General features: G+C 63.2%; 18 protein-coding genes. 6 read left to right on the top strand and 12 right to left on the bottom strand.

Annotation, left to right across the window (positions count from 1 at the left end):
* From DM826_RS04905 to lpdA, 3 genes are all read left to right on the top strand, one after another.
* A partial coding sequence (locus tag DM826_RS04905; RefSeq protein ID WP_120102457.1) for an NAD(P)H-hydrate dehydratase occupies window positions 1–652 on the top strand: 652 nt, incomplete at its 5' end.
* On the top strand, window positions 645–1172 hold the full coding sequence (gene moaC, locus DM826_RS04900; RefSeq protein ID WP_120102091.1) for a cyclic pyranopterin monophosphate synthase MoaC: 528 nt from the start codon (window positions 645–647) through the stop codon (window positions 1170–1172). The genes DM826_RS04905 and moaC, both read left to right, overlap by 8 nt.
* A 221-nt stretch (window positions 1173–1393) precedes the next feature.
* Window positions 1394–2860, top strand: a complete 1467-nt coding sequence (gene lpdA / locus DM826_RS04895) for a dihydrolipoyl dehydrogenase (protein WP_120102456.1) — start codon at window positions 1394–1396, stop codon at window positions 2858–2860.
* Between the two features lie 29 nt (window positions 2861–2889).
* Here the strand turns inward: lpdA and DM826_RS04890 are convergent, their stop codons facing one another.
* Both DM826_RS04890 and DM826_RS04885 read right to left on the bottom strand, forming a co-directional pair.
* On the bottom strand, window positions 2890–3522 hold the full coding sequence (locus tag DM826_RS04890) for a hypothetical protein (protein ID WP_205738800.1): 633 nt from the start codon (window positions 3520–3522) through the stop codon (window positions 2890–2892).
* A complete protein-coding gene (locus DM826_RS04885; protein ID WP_120102089.1) occupies window positions 3519–4151 on the bottom strand; it encodes a hypothetical protein in 633 nt (210 codons plus the stop codon). The genes DM826_RS04890 and DM826_RS04885 overlap by 4 nt, the downstream gene beginning before the upstream one ends.
* 94 nt (window positions 4152–4245) lie before the next feature.
* On the opposite strand from DM826_RS04885, the gene DM826_RS04880 reads away from it, so the two are divergent.
* Window positions 4246–4857, top strand: coding sequence for a metal-dependent hydrolase (locus DM826_RS04880; RefSeq protein WP_120102087.1), 612 nt, complete (start codon window positions 4246–4248; stop codon window positions 4855–4857).
* Window positions 4858–4907: 50 nt separating this feature from the next.
* Complete coding sequence (locus tag DM826_RS04875; RefSeq protein ID WP_120102085.1) at window positions 4908–5546, top strand: TMEM165/GDT1 family protein; 639 nt, start codon at window positions 4908–4910, stop codon at window positions 5544–5546.
* Between the two features lie 51 nt (window positions 5547–5597).
* Here the strand turns inward: DM826_RS04875 and hflX are convergent, their stop codons facing one another.
* From hflX to glpA, 10 genes are all read right to left on the bottom strand, one after another.
* Window positions 5598–6893: a GTPase HflX gene (gene hflX / locus DM826_RS04870; protein WP_120102083.1), complete on the bottom strand. Its 1296-nt coding sequence runs from the start codon at window positions 6891–6893 to the stop codon at window positions 5598–5600.
* A gap of 120 nt (window positions 6894–7013) precedes the next feature.
* Window positions 7014–7739, bottom strand: coding sequence for a ribosome assembly factor SBDS (locus DM826_RS04865; RefSeq protein WP_120102081.1), 726 nt, complete (start codon window positions 7737–7739; stop codon window positions 7014–7016).
* Between the two features lie 52 nt (window positions 7740–7791).
* On the bottom strand, window positions 7792–7974 hold the full coding sequence (locus DM826_RS04860) for a DUF7576 family protein (protein ID WP_120102079.1): 183 nt from the start codon (window positions 7972–7974) through the stop codon (window positions 7792–7794).
* Between the two features lie 64 nt (window positions 7975–8038).
* On the bottom strand, window positions 8039–9421 hold the full coding sequence (locus tag DM826_RS04855; RefSeq protein WP_120102077.1) for a glycerate kinase type-2 family protein: 1383 nt from the start codon (window positions 9419–9421) through the stop codon (window positions 8039–8041).
* A 55-nt stretch (window positions 9422–9476) separates the two neighbouring features.
* Window positions 9477–10925, bottom strand: coding sequence for a CRTAC1 family protein (locus tag DM826_RS04850; RefSeq protein WP_120102075.1), 1449 nt, complete (start codon window positions 10923–10925; stop codon window positions 9477–9479).
* 101 nt (window positions 10926–11026) lie between these two features.
* Complete coding sequence (locus tag DM826_RS04845; protein WP_120102073.1) at window positions 11027–11671, bottom strand: CheF family chemotaxis protein; 645 nt, start codon at window positions 11669–11671, stop codon at window positions 11027–11029.
* A 95-nt stretch (window positions 11672–11766) separates the two neighbouring features.
* A complete protein-coding gene (locus DM826_RS04840; RefSeq protein WP_120102071.1) occupies window positions 11767–13032 on the bottom strand; it encodes an FAD-dependent oxidoreductase in 1266 nt (421 codons plus the stop codon).
* Between the two features lie 154 nt (window positions 13033–13186).
* The gene (locus DM826_RS04835; protein WP_120102069.1) at window positions 13187–14491 is read right to left on the bottom strand and encodes an anaerobic glycerol-3-phosphate dehydrogenase subunit C; all 1305 of its coding nucleotides are present in this window, start codon (window positions 14489–14491) and stop codon (window positions 13187–13189) included.
* Window positions 14488–15786, bottom strand: coding sequence for a glycerol-3-phosphate dehydrogenase subunit GlpB (gene glpB, locus DM826_RS04830; protein WP_120102067.1), 1299 nt, complete (start codon window positions 15784–15786; stop codon window positions 14488–14490). Before glpB ends, DM826_RS04835 begins: the two co-directional genes overlap by 4 nt.
* Window positions 15786–17531 (bottom strand): anaerobic glycerol-3-phosphate dehydrogenase subunit GlpA, encoded by a 1746-nt coding sequence (gene glpA, locus DM826_RS04825; protein ID WP_120102065.1) that lies wholly within the window; start codon window positions 17529–17531, stop codon window positions 15786–15788. Before glpA ends, glpB begins: the two co-directional genes overlap by 1 nt.
* Before the next feature lie 280 nt (window positions 17532–17811).
* Between glpA and DM826_RS04820 the strand changes: the two genes are divergently transcribed.
* Window positions 17812–18626: FGGY family carbohydrate kinase (locus tag DM826_RS04820; RefSeq protein ID WP_267899963.1), on the top strand; the 815-nt coding region annotated here is incomplete at its 3' end.

Below are 18626 nucleotides of genomic sequence, written 5' to 3'. Positions count from 1 at the left end.
CGAGTCGGTCGCCCCGCAGGTGCAGGGGTACAGCGAGAACCTGATCGTCCACCCCCTCGCTGGTGAGTTGGTAACACGAAGTGTTGTCGACGACCTGTTGACACGGGCTGCCGGGGTCGACGCCGTTATCTGTGGCCCAGGGCTCGGCGATAGCGAGTCGACCCGGGCGGCTGTGCGCGCGTTGCTGAACGGCTACGACGGGCGGGCCGTCATCGACGCCGACGCGCTGAGCGTCGTCCCCGAGGTTGACACCGACGCGACGCTGGTATGTACCCCTCACCAAGGCGAGTTGGTCGGGATGGGCGGGCCGAATGCTGACGACCGCAAGCAGTTGGCCGACGGCGTTGCCGAGTTCGCGGCCGACCTCGGCCACACGCTGCTGGTGAAGGGAGCCCGCGATATCATCAGCGACGGCGAGACAACCCGGATCAGCCGCACCGGCAACCCTGGGATGACCGTCGGCGGCACCGGCGACGTGTTGGCGGGGGTGGTCGGCGCGCTCTTAGCGACTGAGCCCCCACGAGCGGCCGCGGCGGTCGGGGCCTACGTGACCGGCCGCGCCGGTGATCTGGCAGCAGACGCCGTCGGTGAGAGCCTCGTGGCGACAGATCTACTCGACCGACTCCCGGAGGCGTTTGTAACTGATGAGTGAGCCAACCGACGAGCCGACGCAGTCGACGACCGATGTGACCGACGAACTGACCCACACCGACGACTCGGGAACTGCCCAGATGGTCGATGTCGGCGACAAACCCGACAGCAAGCGCCGGGCCGTCGCTAAAGGCAGCATCCACCTCCAGGCGTCGACAATCGAAGCGATCGAAGCCAACGACGTAGCGAAAGGCGATGTGCTCGCCACCGCGCGGATCGGCGCGATTCAGGCGGTCAAACACACCTGGGAGTCGATCCCGATGTGCCACCAGATCCCAGTCACGAACGTCGATACCGAGTTTTCGGTCGACAATGATCAGATACAGCTGACCGTCGCCGTCGAGACCACGGGAAAGACTGGCTGTGAAATGGAAGCGCTGGAGGGCGTAACGACCGGGCTGAACGTCATCTGGGATATGTGTAAGGCCGCCGAAAAGGATGCTGACGGGGGGTATCCCGACACGCGGATCGACGGGGTGCGAGTCAGCAGCAAGGAAAAAATTCAGTATAGCACTAAATAGTTTATCTCGGTGTGGTCAGCAGGACAGAGAATTCGTTTTGTAGCAGATATAATGGTAATTTAGAACAATACCATCATCCATGGATATCCTCAGACTGCTGAATTTGGCTCCCCATTTCGGATTTCACGGGATACTGAGTTCTTCGAGTTATACACGCCTTTTGTTAATTTTTGTATTGTGCATCACAACCAATATTAGTGGTGGGTGTGTATCTTGAGGCGATGACAACAGATGCAACCGACAGCGAGGCCGGTGAAGGTGCGACTACAACTGCCGACTCCACCGCCGGCAATGTTCCCGACACGACAGAGGTACTGATACTTGGCGGCGGGGCCGGCGGCTATGTGGCGGCGATCAAGGCGGCCCAACGCGGGCTCGATGTCACGCTCGTCGAGCGAGATGCCCTCGGTGGCACCTGCCTCAACACGGGGTGTATCCCCTCGAAGGCCGTGATCCACGGCGCGGATATCGCCCATGAGGCGACCACCGCCGAGGAACTTGGCATTTCGGCATCAGTCGATGTCGACATGGAAGGGCTGATCGACTGGAAAGACAGCGTCGTTGCCCAGTTGACCGGCGGCGTCAAGCAAATCTGCCAGGCCAACGGCGTCACCGTCGTCGACGGCACAGCGGAGTTCGTCGACGACCACCAAGCGAGAGTCACTATCGACGACGGTGACCACACGGTCAACTTCGAGTACGCCATCATCGCAACCGGGAGCCGACCGATCGAGCTCCCCGGCTTTGCGCCCGACGGCGAATACGTCCTGAGTTCGACTGACATCCTCTCGCGGTCGTCGATGCCCGACAAACTGCTCGTGGTCGGAGCCGGCTACATCGGGATGGAGCTCTCGACAGCCCTCACCAAACTCGGCACCGACGTGACGGTCGTCGAGATGTTCGACGACGTCCTCCCGATGTACGACGATGAGATCTCAGCGGTCGTCCGCCAGCAGGCGACCGATCTCGGGGTTGACTTCCGGTTCGGTGAGGCGGCGTCGGAGTGGGAGCAGGTCGACGACGGCATCGTGGTCACCACCGAAACGGAAAACGGAGACACGAGTGAGTATGCGGCCGACGCGGCGTTGGTCGTCGCCGGCCGGCAGCCAGCCCCCGACACGGTTAATCTTGCAGCGGTCGATATCAACCCCACCGACGACGGCTTCATTCCGACCGATGCCCAGGGTCGAACACCCCACGACCACATCTTCGCGGTCGGCGACGTGGCCAGCGAGCCGATGTTAGCCCACACAGCCATGTACGAGGGGGCGATCGCCGCGGCTGCGATCGCCGGCGACCCCGCAGCCATCAACACCACCGCGGTGCCGGCGGCCGTCTTCACCGATCCCGAGATCGCGACCGTCGGACAGACCGAAGCGGACGCCGAGGCGGCCGGCTACACACCGGTCGTCGGGAAGATTCCGCTGGCCGCCAACGGGCGAGCGCGGACGACGGCCGCAACGGATGGCTTTGTCCGGATTGTCGCCGATGAGCCGACCGGCCGGCTGCTTGGCGCACAGATGGTCGCGCCGAACGCCTCTGAGTTGATCGGCGAACTCACCGTCGCCATCAACGCGGGCTTGGATCTGTCGGCGATCACCCAAACCATCCACCCCCACCCGACGCTCTCAGAAGCAGTCATGGAGGCCGCAGCCGACGCGCAGGGTGAGTCAATTCACAGCCACTAACCACATGACAGCGGCGGCACCGCTTTCGGTTACGACTCAGGGGTCACCAACCGGTCACGAAGCGATTCAGCAACACCGGTAAGATGCACCTGGCCGAATAGCGCGACCAACAGCGCGCCAAGAGAGTTGTAGAGCATATCGATGACGGTATCATCCAGCCCGTGTTGGGCCAGTGGCATCGTCAGCCCGGTTTCAGCACTGATCAGATCGAGCGCAAACTCGAAGAGCTCCCAGATGACGCCGAAGGCCAACACGACGATAAACAGGTAGACGAAGACGAACTGCGTGGGGATATGGATCTCCTCGTTGTGTAAGTCAATCACGCGTGCAGCGGTGTAGCCGACACCGGCGACCAGCGACGCCGACAGCGCGTGAGTCACACTATCCCACCACGAGAACTGCACGTAGAGGCCAGCCGAGCCCAGGGTATGCAGAAAAACCGCCGTCGTGATCCACAATCCAAGCCATGGGTCGAGCGAGAACTGGTAGTTTCGCCGGACGATCGCCGGCAACAGCGTCACACCCAGTCCAATTCCACCGTTGGTAATCGCCTTCGGCTGTCCAGCTAATAAACCATATACAACGATAGCAAATAGCAACACCTGCATCACAACCGTGAGTCGCCGCTGTGTCGACAGCGATGGACGAGGGAGCAGGCTCATCGGCCGATCACCCGCCGAATCGCGCGACGAAGGTGTCGATCCCGCCGGGTGAAGTAGCTATCAAACAGTACCCCGGCGACGACGCCGGCGACGGTCACGTAGAGCCACTCGATCATCAGTGTCTCGTTGTCGACGAGGAAGGCGGTACCGAGAAACTGGTCGGCACTCCACCGAAGGATCGTCCAGACGCCGACGACCGCAAGCGTCGTCAACACGACAAGGACGACCGCAAACCAGTGGGTCACCGTCAGCGACGTGAACATATGCAGTTCGACAACGACGAGCAACGCGAGAGCCGCCAAGGAGATGTAGGTCGCAACCGTGCCAACAGTGCCACCAACCAAGCCACGCACGAGAATCGGCAGCAACGCGACGACAAGCAACTCCCAGGGCAGCATCACGCGCCATTCCCGATAGGCGATCGGCGGGAGACAGACGACCGCACCGACAACGGCAACAAACAGGATCCACCGATAATCAAGTCCCAACAGACTCTCAACGAACACGCCAGCAAGAACGGCGATCAGCAGCCACGCCAGGCCTGCGTTGTAGCGACCGTCACGGAACAGCCGTTCGAGCGCGTCAGGGATCGCGTCGGCACCCGGTGGCGTAGATGGGGGTGAGGGCATACCCGATCAAAGCCGCGAGATGGCGATAAAGCCAGCGACGCGGTGACAACACGTCAGCGACGTGTTTATTCCGACCCACCACCTCCCGAACAGTATGATGCTGCCAACCCACGCGCTGGTCGGGCTTGCGATCGGCGCGCCGCTGCTGTGGCTGGCCCCCGAGACGGCGACCGCAGCGCTGATCGGTGGCCTACTCGGGGGGATCTGGCCGGACCTGGATCTGTACGTCGGCCATCGGCGGACGCTCCACTACCCGACAGGCTATTCGTTGGCAGCGATCCCGGCGGTGATCATCGCGGCCGTTGTTGGGTCGCCGCTTGCGATCGGCCTCGCTGTCGCCCTCGTCGCCGCCGCCGCTCACTGTCAGATGGATCGCTTCGGTGGCGGCCTCGAACTCCGGCCATGGGAGAACACGTCCGAACGGGCGGTCTACGATCACGTTGCTGGCGAATGGCGCGCGCCCAAGCGGTGGGTGCGCTACGATGGCGCGCCCGAGGATGTGGGGCTGTCATTGCTGGTCGGCCTCCCGCTTGTCGCCGTGGTGCCGCCACTGTTCCGCTGGCTTGTTGTCGCCGCGCTCATCACCGCTATCAGCTACGGGCTGCTTCGGCGGTGGCTCGCCGCGCTTGCACCGGTGCTCGCCGAGTTTGTCCCCGATCCAGTCGTCGAATACGTGCCCGAGCGGTACCGCCGCGACGATCGGTAGTTCGGATCCATAAATATAATACTTAGATACGTCTAATTTTCACGCACTGAATGGAGTCATTTATCAGTATTGTCGGCACCGCATTTATTCTCCAACTGACCGCCCTCCCCGGCGAGAAGGGACAGCTTGTGATCGCCGGGCTGGCGACACGGTACAACCCGTATATGGTCGTTGCGGGCGCATCAACAGCCTTCGGCGGCTGGACGATCATCGAGATCCTCTTGGGCAACGCATTGAAAGACGCGCTACCAGAGGTGTATCTCGATGGGATCACCGCCAGTCTGTTTTTCATCTTCGGAGCGTGGCTGCTGTATACAACCACCGACAGCGTTGACACCCCGGAAGTCGCTCCCGAAGGGAGCCGGCTGGCTGCGCTCCAAGCACGACTCCCGGAACGACTCCATGGGTTCCTTCCCTCGTTTTGGCTCATGGTTTTCGGGGAGTTCGGCGATAAAACACAGCTAGTCACGATCGGGTTGGCCGTCCAGTACGGCGCGACGCCAGCGATCTGGATCGGGGAAATGCTGGCGATTATCCCCGTTAGCTTAGCGACCGCGCTGTTTTTCAGCAAAACGGCCCATCGTTTCGATCAGACGTGGTTTCACCGGGTGGCCGCCGGCATCTTCGTCCTGTTCGGGCTCGATATCGTCGCCGCCTACACGATCGGGCGGTCGTTTCTCCCGCTGTGAAAGGGGTCGTCAATCCGTCGTGAGGGGAGTCAACGGCGACAGCACCAACCGTCAGGCTGATTCGACAGGGGTGAGCGCGGCGGCTTTCGCGCGGGCCTGCTCAACGATCGCCGGTCGAGCATCAAACTCCAACAGCACCTGATCGCCCTCGTAGGATTCGGTCTCGACGTGGGCGTGATCGTAGAGCCACGAGACAAAGCTCATCGTGTCGTCGGCCATCGGTACCAGCAGGCGTTCGTGTTCCCAGTCGGGAAGTTCGGCTTCGACGCGCGCGCGAAGTGTGTCGATGTTCTCTCCGGTCTTCCCCGAGACCGCGATCGGGTTCGGCGCAAGCGTCGACAGCGCGGCCTGTTTGTCGGCCAGTTCCGCCGCCGAGAGCAGGTCGGTCTTGTTGAAGACGGTGAGAATCGGGGCCTCGTTGCGCTCATGGAGGGTATCGTGGGAGGTGACAAGCTTTTCGCGCATCTCCTGTACCGACTCGCTGGCGTCGACGACGAGTAACACCAGATCCGCCCGGTAGACCGAATCCAACGTCGACTCGAAGGATTCGACAAGCCAGTGTGGGAGATCAGCGATAAAGCCGACAGTATCGGTCAACAGCACCTCCCGTCGCTCCAACTCCGCCCGCCGGGTCGTCGTCCCCAGCGTGGTAAACAGCATATCCTGGGATTCAGCCACATCGTCGAGATCAGGATGTTTCTCGGCGTTTTCGTCGACATCGAGTTCGGCCGCTAACTGCCGGAGCAGTGTCGACTTGCCGGCATTAGTGTACCCCGCGAGGGCGACCAGGTCAAACCCGGAGTCGCGACGTTCGGCGCGTCGCTGGGCTTCCTTCTCGGCGATCGAATCCAACTCGCGTTTGATCGAGGCGATCTGGGCTTTGATATCCTGCTCGCGGCTCTCGTCGTACTCGCCGAGCCCCATGAATCCGGGTCGTTCATCGCGTTTGGCAAGACTCGTTTTCGCCGACGCCCGCGGGAGCTCATAGCGAAGCTCGGCGAGTTCGACCTGCAGTTGGGCTTTCCGGGTCTGGGCGCGCTGCCCGAAGATCGTGAGGATGAGCGTAAACCGATCAAGTACCTCAGTTTCACCGGGGAGGATACGGCCGATGTTGAACATCTGGTAGGGGCCGACCTCGTTGTCGATGATGACCGTCCCGGCGTCGGTGCGGGCGACCAACTCGGCGAGTTCGGTCACCTTCCCCTGTCCGAAGTGGTGGGCCGTATCCTCTTTTCTGGTCTGGGTGAGTTCGCCGACAACCTCGTAGCCGGCCGCCGCCGCAAGGTCGCGGAGCTCAGACAGATCAGCGGTGCCACTGTCGACGCGCTTGGCGAGTACCGCCTTCATCGGTGGCCTCCACGCCGGGCGGCCGCCCCCGGTCGGTCAAAGCCGTGGTTACGCACGGACAGTCCAAACCACGTCCATACCAGAGAGTGGGCCGGGAACATCAAGAATCTCTCGGCGAATTCACCGAGTTTTGATATCGTCTTCGTCTTTGATCACCCGTGTTTCGGCCTCGCCGCTGGTGAGCTCGTTGACCATATCGTAGAAATCGTTTTGCAGCCCTGCTGGGAACGTGACGACGCCGACCCACGAGCCGTCGCTTTGCCACTCCTCGCGCTCCAGTTCGCCGTACTGCCGCACCTCGGCCTGCCCGCTGCCGGCGTGGTCGGCCGGAAGCTGTACCGCCATGGTCACCTCATCAAACCGGATCGGGATAACCGGGCGGAGATCCTCCAAGGCCTCGTCGACCTGCTCGGAGACGGGCTCCATCGGATCAATCCGGAAGCCAGCCTCATCAAGGGCGCGTTCGATCCGTTCCGGCGGATGCGGGGCGTCGTCCATCTGTGGGTTGACCGCGTTGCGCGCGATAGTGTTGATGAGCTGTTTGCGCTTCTGTTCCTGCATCTCGCGGCGCTGCTCGGCGGTGATCTGAATCTCACCGCGTTTGATAACCTCGGGAATGATCTCCAGTGGCTCAGTGGTGTCAAAAACGTCTTCGAGATCGGTTTCAGCCGGGCGATCGCCGCGGGAGGCGTCCTCGAAGACGTCCTCGGCGGCGATCACGTCCTCAAGCTCGCCGTCGAACTCGTCGCGTTTGATTTCGAGGGCGGCGTCGGGATCGATCAGTACCTCAAAGCGCGCGCCGTGGGATTCCAGCCGCGCGGTGACTGCATCCTCAAGGGAGATCATACCAGAGCGTTACACCGCGGATCATAAAAACGCTCCCCGCGGGTCGGCCGCCCTACTCCAGATAGCTCGCCCGACAGTCGTCGGAGCAAAAGTGGGTGTGTTCGATCTGTCCGTCCTCGACAGTGGCGATGACGCGGTGAGTCGGGAGTTCGACGATACGTTCGCCGCAGACCGCACAGTCGGGGGCGTCAGCCTCGTCGACGTCCTCCCCGATATCGGATGTCGGATCGACCATATCGGAACAGGTTGGCCTCGGTATGTTAAGCTGTCTACTCGTCGTGACGGATGTTGCCGCTTCGTCACGGCACATCGACCACAACGACCCGTAGATCGTTGACGTTTGTCCCGGTCGGGCCGGTCTCGATGAGCGCGTCGGCCGCATCAAGAGCCGCGGTCGCGTCGTTGGCGGCGAGTGCGTTCCGCCCGACCCCGGGAGCGATCGTCTCGCTGTCGACGATCCCGCCGGCAGCGTCGGTCGGGCCGTCGATCCCGTCGGTGTCGACAGCGGCAATGACTGTGTCGTTACCCGCATCGCTGTCGTCAGCGGCGACGCCGAGTTCGACCGCGGCCGACAGCGCGAATTCCTGGTTCGGGCCGCCAACGCCGTCGCCGTCGACGGTGACAGTCGTCTCCCCGCCGGAGACGACAACCGCTGGCGGGGCGATCGGCTGGCCGCTGGCCTGTATCTCCTCGGCGATCGCGACCTGTGTTTTCGCCGCCTCGCGCGCTTCGCCACGGATCTGCGAGGAGAGAACCAGTGGGTCGAAGCCAGCCTCGCGTGCGCGGTTGGCGGCAGCCTCGACGGCGGTTCGCCCATCACCGATGATCGGCGTCGTTACCGACGCAAACACTGGGTCGCCGGGTGATGGTGTTTCGGCGATCTCGCCGGCTGCACCGCCTTCGAGATGGTCGGCGACCGCGGCCGGCACGTCGCAGTCGTAGCGGTCGAGTACCGCCCGGGCGTCGGCATAGGTCGTCGGATCACCGACGAGCGGACCGCTGGCGATTGTCGCAAGATCGTTGCCGACGACATCGCTGACAACGAGCGAACACACATCGGCTGGCTGTGTCGCCGCGGCGAGCCGACCACCCTTGATCGCCGAGCAGTGTTTGCGGACGGCGTTGATCTCGTCAATCGTTGCACCCGAGGCCAACAGCGCGTCGGTCGTCGCCTGCAGGTCAGCCAGCGAGAGCTCTCTGGCGGGGGCGGCCATGAGCGCGCTGCCGCCACCGGTGATGACACCGAGTATCAGCGTGGATTCGTCGGCTGCTTCGGCGGCCTCCAACAGCCGGCGGGTACTCTCGACGCCGCGTTCGCTGGGGATCGGGTGGTCGCCAGCGAGCACCTCGACGCGGTCGGTGTCGACGGGTGCGGGATCGACACCCGCAGGCGAGGCGTCCGGTGAGTCGGTGATAACAAGGCCGCCATCAAGGGCGTCGCCGCAGATCGCTTCCAGCTCCGCGGCGACGACAGCCGCGGCCTTCCCGCCGCCGAGGACGGCCACCTCATCATAATCAGCGAGGTCATAGCTCGCGTCGCCGACGGTCAACGTGGCGTCCACCAGTGACACCGCCTCACGAGCCAATCGCGCGGGATCGGCGGCCTCGATCCCGGCGGTGAGGCAGTCAAGGGCAACCTTGTGGGCGGGGGTAGCTGACAGTTGATCGCGGTTCCGGATCACTATCTCACTACTGTGTCAGACGGACGCAAAAAGCTCAGGGCGACCGCCGCGCCCGCTACTCACTGGCCGGATGAGCGATCTCATGGGTCGTCTTCGGGTCTGGGTTCTCGATCGTCCGCTCGCGGCCATCGAGCCACCGAACCGTGAGCCGGCGTGGTGTCTGTTTGGGTGTGGTCGAACCGCCGAGACCGAAGTGGGCGACCGGCTCGGATTGGCAGAGATAGCCGCTGCCGGCGTCGATCACGCGTCGCTGACGACCACGGTCGGTATCGAGAGTGACGACTGCGCCACGGGCTGCCGCGCCGTACTGGGTTGTTGGCCGTACGCGGAGCCAGTCGTTGTCGGTCGGGGCGTCGTACAATGACAAGGGTTGGGCGTCGCCGTCACCGTGGACGACCAGCAGTTCCAACCGGCCATCGCCATCGAGGTCGGCGACGACCGCACCCGTGCCACGCTCTTCAGGTTCGGCCGCCGCATCAAGCGGGCGAGGTTCCCACTCGGTCGCTGTGGCGGCAGCCGCTCCATCTGCGGCCGACGGGTCGTCGACTGCTGCATCGTCGACTGCCGCCTCGTCAACAACCGGCGCGAACAGGCGGTTGGGGCCGCCACACACATTGACGAAGAGCTCTTGGCGGCCGTCGTTGTCAAAATCCGCCGCAAGAACCGTTCGAACGCGCGCCGGATCGGCAAAGCCCGGTGGCGACGCGTCCCTGAAGCCGGTGTCAGTCGGCACAAAGAGGTGGTTCGCGCCGTCCCAACTGCCGACCGCGACAGCGACAGTGCCGTCGCCGGCGTCAACGAGAGTCGCACCGCGGGCATCGGCCTCCGGGGCGTCGACACCAACCGTATCAGCGACATCGACGAAATGGCCGTCGTCGTTTCGGAACAGGCGGTTGGGGCCGTCGTCGACACCGACGAACAGATCCATCCGCTCGGTAACAAGCGGGGCGGCGAGCAGCGAGCGGGCCCCACAGGTGGCATCCAGCCCGATCGCGTCAGCCATATCGGTGATCTCGCCGTCGTCGCCGAGTTCATAACACCGGGTAGCTGCCCCGGAGCTGGCGACAACCATGCCGTAGCGGCCGGTGCCGAAGCGATCGACGGCGGCGACCGACCGGCCGGCAGTGAAGTTCCCGCGGTCGGCGTTGACCGCGTTGGCGAAAGCATCACACCAGACCGTCCGGCCGTTGTGGTCGATCCGGTCGAGTAAGAGATCGGTCGTCGCACACGCGCCGCCGTCGGTGTCGGTGTTGTGAACGTACAGTTCCTCCTCGCCGTCGGCGTCGAGATCGGCCGCCGCGACGCCGATGGCCTGTCGGTTTGCGTCGGCGATGATCCCACAGGCGCGGTCTTGGAGGTGGCCGTCGGCCCACGAGCGGAGTTGGTTTGGGCAGCCGACGCCGGTGACCAGGATGATCGGCCCCGCAGAGCCGGGCGTGACCGCCGCGCCGGCACCGGTGACTGGCTGATTGTCGGCGATCGCGGCCGACCGATCCCGGAACATGGCCGGAGGGAGTCGGTGGGGGAATAAGAACGCTCGGATCGGCCAGCTCAGCCGCGCAACCACCGCTGCCAACACACCTCGTCGACTGCAACCGTCGGTGCTTACATCGTTTTGTCGTCAAGTGTTTCGTTGACAACCATGTGGCCGCGGCCGGTGAGAAAGACGCCGGTATCACCCTCCCGGAGCAGGTCAGCGTCGCGAAGCGGCTCGAAGAGTGCGGCGATGTCGTCGGCTGACTTCGGGAGGACGCTTGCGGGGTCGAACTCACGGCCGGCGGAGTAGGCGGCGACAAGGATCTCTAACTGAGTAGTCGACAGACGTAGTTGCTCGATGGCCGCTCGCTGCTGTCGGTAGTAGGTGGTGACGATCTCGGTAAGACGGGCGTGAGCCGCGTCATCCCAGAGGCTAAGAGTCGTTGTCACGGCGCTTGCGGGTGGATCGATATGACGGATCACCAAGCTCTCGACGGGGGTGCCGTTGATCTCCTGGCGGCCCTCGCGGACGTAGACGATATCAGCAAACCGAAGCGTGATCGTGACCCGGTCGTCCGGCGCGTCGTGGAGACGAATCGTCTCATCGGCCAGCGTCAGCCGCGCGGCGACCACGGGCACGTCGGTGACACGGCCACCACGACGAGCCGGATGTCGCACCCCGACCGGGGCGTCAGTAAGCGCGGCCTCAGTACCGTCTGTTGGCTGCTCAACTAACCGATCCCGCACCGCATCGGGGTCGGAATCGGATGGCATAGCTGCCGTAGAGAACTGAAGTGTATAAACTAGCGGGCAGCCGGTCGGTACATTCGTCCCCGAGCCGCTGCAAGCGGTCACACCAGCAAGCCGCCTCAGTCGCCGGCAGCGGTCGACCCAGACAGATCGGCAACGACACCGGCGTCAGTGGGCTGTGGTTCGCTGTACTTAGCGACCAAGCGATCGAGTTCGGCAGGGTCAGCAGCCCCGGGGAGTTGCTCCGTGGCTGTCGTCGAGGACGCAGCAACACCGAGCTCCGCGGCGACGTGATCGGCGGTTGCCTCAGCCATCATTCGGTAGGTCGTCAGCTTCCCGCCGACAACACTGGCGAAGTTCTCGACGCCGTCGTCGGCGTGATCCAGTAGGGTGAAATCCCGCGAGATGCCGCGTTCGTCACCGGTACCGGAGTCCGATCGGTTGCTCTCGTCGGGGGCATACAGCGGGCGGCAGGCCCACCATTTGCGACGGATCTCGTGGGACTCGATGCCGGGAACCATTGCGCCGCACTCCTCGAACATCCGTTCGACCTCCCACTCCTCTTTGGGGTAGTCATCGGGGTCATCAACCTCGATGCTTGTCGTGCCGAGGACGGCCTCACCCTCGTGTGGGATGATAATATCACCGTCGGAGGGTTCCCGGCAGCGGTTGAGCACCGGCTCAAGGCCCTCGTATTCGACGCTGATCATGACACCCTTGGTTGGCTTCATCTCAAAGTCAACGCCGGCCATCGCGCCGATCTTGTCGGCCCACGCGCCGGTCGCGTTGACGACGTACTCCGGCTCGATAGTGGTGTTCGTCTCGCCGCCGATGTCGACCCGCTCGATGCGGCCGTCGCTGACGGTGATATCGGTCACCGGCGCGTTGGTGTGGATCGTCGCGCCGTGGTTGGCCGCGCTTTCGGCGTTGGCCGCGGTAAGGCGGGACGGATAGATCGCCGCGTCGGGGACGACCATCGCCCGTTCGACGCCCTCGCTGAGGTCAGGGACACGGTCGCGTGCCTCGTCGCCGTCGATCAGTTCCGCATCGATGCCGTGTTCGTGGCAGGCATCGAGTTTTTCCTCGAAGTAGTCGGGATCATCCTGTTCCAGTTGGACGAACAAGCCACCGGTGTCGTTGATACAGTGGCCGGCGATATCCCGAAGCGTTTCGTTTTCGTCGATACACTCGACGGCACCCTCGGGATCCGATTCGGCGTACCGCGCGCCGCTGTGCAGTAGCCCATGTGAGCTACCTGAGGTGCCGCTGGCGAGCCCACCGCGTTCAACGAGCGTCACATCGACGCCGCGAAGTGCGAGATCACGTGCTGTTCCAACACCGGTGCCGCCACCGCCGATTACGAGTACGGTTGTTGTCTGAGTCATGGATACAGCTTCCGGTGGGGTTAGTTTCGCGTGCGCGAACCGGGAGCAACATGTGTATGGTTCCCACAGGCAAAAACCCCAGCATCAGTTATCGACGCGTGCGTTGCTGGTGACTGCGTGACTGACGGCCAACAGAAGCGGGGAGAAACAGCGCTTATACGAGGGCTCTTTCAAGCAGTTCCAGGGGGTGGCGGATCTCGTAGCCCGTCCCGTGGTTCATCTGCATCGCACAGGTCGGACATTCGGTCATCCCGACGTCTCCTTCCGCGTGTTCCATGTGGTCGAACATCTCCGCGCCGATCTTCATCGAGGTCTCGTACTTCTCGGACTTCCAGCCGTAGGTACCCGAGATCCCCGAGCAGGAGTCACCGACATCCTCGATGGTGACGCCGTCGAGATCACGGAAGAGCTCGACCGCCTGGCGGTCGAGGCCCTGATTGCGGGCGTGACACGGCGCGTGGTAGGCGAAGGCCTGCGGGTCGACCTCGCTTTCGTTGATCGCCTGGCCGATGTCCTCGTGGACGCGCAGGAACTCAAGGGCTTCCCACGTGTGCTCGGAGAGTTCCTCAACGCCGTCGATATCGAACAGCTCGGGGTACTCCTGGCGGAGGGCCATCGAACAGGACGTACAGGAGGCGATGACCTCCGCGCCGTTGTCGATGGCCTCGCCGAGTTCTCGGACGTTGACCTCGGCCTCGCGGCGAGCATCTTTCAGCATCCCGTTAGCAAACATCGGCGTCCCGGAACACTGCTGTTTCGGGACGAGGACTTCGTAGCCGAACTCCTCGAAGACACGCACCATCGCCTTGCCGACCTCGACGGTGTTGTAGTTGGAGTAACAGCCATGGAAGTACGCGACCTGTTTGTCCGGGTTCGAGACTTTCGAGCCGCCCCGCTTCTTCCACCACTGTCGGAAGGTTTCGGTGGCGAATTCGGGTACGTCACGCTCGCTGGGGATGCCCATGATCTTCTCGCCGAGATAGCTCGTGACGCCGAGTCCCATCACGAAGTTGGCAAGCCGCGGCACCTTGCTCCCGATGGAGGCAAGCGTCCGATAGTTCGAGAGCATCCGGTTGCGGAGATACTCCATCGAACGTTTGTCCAGATGCTCTTCGACGTACTCACCGCGGGCGGTGTTGTGCATCTGGCTCAGCGGGACGCTCGACGGACAGGCGTCGTCACACCGCATGCAGTTCGAACACGACATGATCGAGTCGTCGATGTCGACGTCCTCGTGGCGTTTGAGCCGCCACTGTTCGGGCCCTTGGAACTTCGGCCCCGGGAAGTCCTCGTTGACCTCGGCGACCGGACACGAGGTGTCACAGCTGGTGCATTTATAACAGTTGTCGGCACCCGGCCGGAGATCCATATCCTCACTGGACGGGAAGACATCGACCGGCTCGTACTCATCTACTGCCGTCGTGGCATCAAACTCACTAGGTTGTTGTGCGTCGCTCATTGACTCACCTCTCGTTTCGCAGCTCGTTCACGCGCGCGTTGCCCCGCGACCGCGGCGGTCGTCAGCGAGATGCCGCTCTGGGATTTCTCGGTGACCGGATCTGTCCCGCCGACGACGCCGCCGGCGGCACGGAGATTGGCGAACTCCGGCTCGCCGTCGGCATCCAGCGGGCGCATCCCTTCGTCGATCCGGACGCCAAAGTGGGCGAACGGTTGGTTGCCAAAGGCCTCCTCGTCGAACCAGTCATACCGATCGTCGGAATGTGGGATATGGCAGTCAAAGATCGGCTCCTCGACGGTGCCATCGCGGTCGGAGTCGATCCCCTTGCCGACGAGCCCGCCGGTGGCGAGAATGAACTCCTCGGCGTGGTACGGCACCTCTCGGCCCTTGCTGTCGACGATGACTGCCTCGATCTCGTCGCCGTCGGCCTCGTAGTTGATGACCGGGTTGCCGGCAGAGATGTGGACACCGGCGTCGTCGAGAGCGTCTTTCAACTGGTCGGCCAGCCGCATCCCGGGGAAGCTTGGCGGGCCCATCGGGATCTCGAAGACATCGACGCCGAGTTCGCGTTCGAGATCGGCCCGCACGTCGGCCGTGTGGTCGTCACCGAGGAAGGCCGGGAAGCCGACGCGCTCGGCGTCGCCAACGTGGGGAGCAACCGCATCGGCGAGGGCCTGGCGGGCACCCATCGTTTGGCCGTCGTGGTCGACATCCTCGTTGATATCTAAGCGTTTAGCGAATCGCGTCACCCGGGAGTCGTGGGCGTACTCGCCGGGGAAATTGAGTTCGACGCCCTCGACATCGAACGGCACGTCGGCAGCGTCGAGGTGGTCGGCCAGCATGCCGGCGTTGTACTCGGTGAGTTCCTCAAAGCCGACAATCAGCATATCGCGGCTGTCGCTGGCAAGCCCGGCCGCGGCCGCGGCCGGATACCGGGCGGTCGGTTTGACCGCGCCGCCGAACGTCGGTAGCAACGCGTTGCTGTCGGTGTGGCTGCCTAGGTAGGTGTCGCCGACCGCCTCGTCGAAGCGGGCGAGCCCATCGCGGATCGCCGCCTCGCCGGCGATCGAGTAGGGGTGGTCATCCGGCAGCTCGCTGATCGCCGCAAAGGGATCGGCGACCGGCTCTTCTTCGTCGAGATAGCCCAGCACGTCGATCAGCCCGCTGGCGTGTCGCAGCGTGCTCTTTTTGTGGGTGATCAGTCGGACTGAGGCGTCGCCGTCGGCCGCTTCGAGCGCGGCCATCGAGCCGGCAAGCCCGCCACCGATGACGATCACATCCTCGCGGATAGCCATCAGTCGCCTCCCCGCCGGCCGCCGTCGGTTGCCGCCGTCCCAGCCGTTCCGTCGCTCGGTGATGCCCCGGCCCCGGTGTCGAAGGCGGTGAAGTCGCTGATGACGGTATCGGTCGTCGCGGCGTCCTTATCACGGTTCATGGTCGTGCCGTGCAGCGAGTATTTGAGCGCGGCCTGTGAGAGCTGTCGACCCCACATCGCGTGGCGTTCACCCTTCCAGCGTTCCTGGTAGAGTTCGTCCCACGCGTCGTAGGCCGTCTCCTCGTCGTACTCGTCGTAAAGCTCCGAGGCCATCCGGTGACAACAGAACGCGCCCTGACAGTTCCCCATTGACGCACGCGTTCGAAGCCGCACAGCGTTGAGATCCGAGCCCGAGCCCTCGATGCCGTCTTGTACCTCTGCGCGCGTGACCGCTTCACACTCACAGACCGTCGGGTTCGGGCCGTCGACATCCAGCACCTCGTCGGTGCGGGAGCCAAGCCGCTGGGCGCTCCGCCGACCGATCGGCGAACGAATCCCGAACTCGTCCATGTAGTCCCGCAGCACCGAGAAGTCATCGCTGCCGGGTAGCGGCACCTCGTCGGTGCGACACTCGGCGTCGACACCGAGTTTGTCACAGACGTGATCGGAGATATCCTCGCCCATCATCCGGTAGGTCGTGAACTTCCCGCCGACGATGGAGGTGAAGTTCTCGACGCCGTCGCGGTCGGCGTGGTCGAGCAGGAAGAAGTCTCGGGTAATGTCCGTCGAGTCGCTCGTGCCGGTTCCCGGCGGCTCGTACAGCGGCCGCACACCCCAGAAGGAGCGGATCGTGCGGGCCTCTTCGATGATCGGCACCAGCTCTTTGAGCGTGTCGATCATCAGGTCGACCTCCCACTGTTCTTCGGGGTAGTCCTCGGGATCGTCGACTTCGACGTCCGTAGTGCCGAGGATCGCTGTCGTCTCGTGGGGGACGACGATGTCGGCGTCACCCTTCGGCTTACAGCGGTTGATGACGGTGTCGACCTGGCGGGTGTTCATGATCGTCATGACGCCTTTGCCGGGTCTGACCTCGATTTCCTTTTCGAGGCCAGCCATCTCACCGATCTGGCCGGCCCACGCCCCGGTGGCGTTGACGACGTAGTCGGCGCGGATCTCCTCGCGGGTGCCCGGTTCGCGGTGAACGCGTTTGCCCGGCCCCGATTCGTGTTCAACCTCGACGCCGACGACCTCGTCGCCCTCTTTGAGGACATCGACGACGGGCGCGTGTGTCTCGATGCGCGCGCCGTGTTCCTCCGCGCTGGCGGCGTTCGCCACACAGAGTCGGAAGGGGTCGACCGCGCCGTCAGGGACGCGGATCGCCTTCTCGACATCTTTCGCGAGGTATGGCTCTTCTTTCCGTGCTTCCTCGCCCGACAGCACCTCAACCGGGATGTCACACTCCTTGCAGCCCTCCAGTTTCTTCTGGAAGTACTCCTCGGAGTCCTCCGGTCGTTTGACGAAGAGCCCGCCGGTTTCTTCGACACAGTGGCTGGCGATATCCCGCAGGATTCGGTTTTCGATCATACACTCCTTTGCGCTGGCTTGGTCGGCAACCGCATACCGGCCACCGCTGTGGAGGAGGCCGTGCATCCGCCCTGTCGTTCCGTGGGTGAGGTTCCCCTGTTCGACGAGCGTCACGTCGAGTCCGCGCATCGCGAGGTCGCGCGCGATGCCGCACCCGGTCGAACCGCCGCCGATCACGAGAACGTGTGGTTGACTACTCATCCGTTCAATTCCCGTTCGAACTATAATGACTTTAGTTTACCCCCTAACGACGAGACGGTTCACCAACCAGTCACGATACCAGCATGTCTGACATTCTATTCATGGGTGTGACTGTCTCGCAAACTACCCGAAGCGACGGGGAGATACAGTCAAGTTTGGGCACAGGAGTAACATTTATCACGTTCTTCTATAGTGTTTACCCGTGGTGGTGGAACCGGTCGTAAAGAACGGTTCGCCGCCAGCGGGGGAGTGGCCCCCACAAGGAGTGTGGTGAATACACATGTCAGAAACATACGTTGGTTCAATTGACCAAGGGACGACTGGAACTCGTTTCATGGTCTTTGACCATGACGGGAACGTCGTATCGCAAGCCTACGAAAAACACGAACAGATCTATCCGGAGCCCGGCTGGGTCGAACACGACCCGATGGAAATCTGGGAGAACACCAAGCTCGTTATCAACGAGGCTCTCGACAAAGAGGGACTTGATCCCGAGCAGCTCGAATCGATCGGGATTACCAACCAGCGCGAGACCACGATCATCTGGGACGCTGAAACCGGCAAACCAGTACACAACGCACTCGTCTGGCAAGACCGTCGTACGACGGATCGCGTCGAAGAGATCCAAGACGAGAGCACCGACACGCTGACCGTCGAGGAGATCCGCGCGAAGACCGGCCTCGAATGTGATGCGTACTTCTCGGCCACGAAGACCGAGTGGATCCTCGACAACGCCGACCCGATCAAGCTTCAGCGATCGCGGCCCGAAGACGTCCGCGACCGCGCCGAAGACGGCGAGCTCATGATGGGCACCCCGGACACGTGGGTTATCTACAACCTTACTGGGAATCACATCACCGACGTGTCCAACGCATCCCGCACGATGCTCTACGACATCAACGAGCTCGAATGGGACGACGAACTCCTCGATGAGTTCAACGTTCCCCGAGAGATCCTGCCCGAGGTTCGTCCGTCCTCTGACGACGAAACCTACGGTTCGACGGACGCCGACGGCTTCCTCGGTGCCGAAGTGCCCGTCGCGGGTGCCCTCGGCGACCAGCAGGCCGCGCTGTTCGGCCAGACCTGCTTCGACGC

Origin of the sequence: Halonotius aquaticus (genome assembly GCF_003605575.1) — an archaeon.
Lineage (GTDB): Archaea > Halobacteriota > Halobacteria > Halobacteriales > Haloferacaceae > Halonotius > Halonotius aquaticus.
The sequence above is the reverse complement of the archived record's forward strand: the minus strand, read 5'-3'. Positions and strand labels throughout refer to the sequence as shown.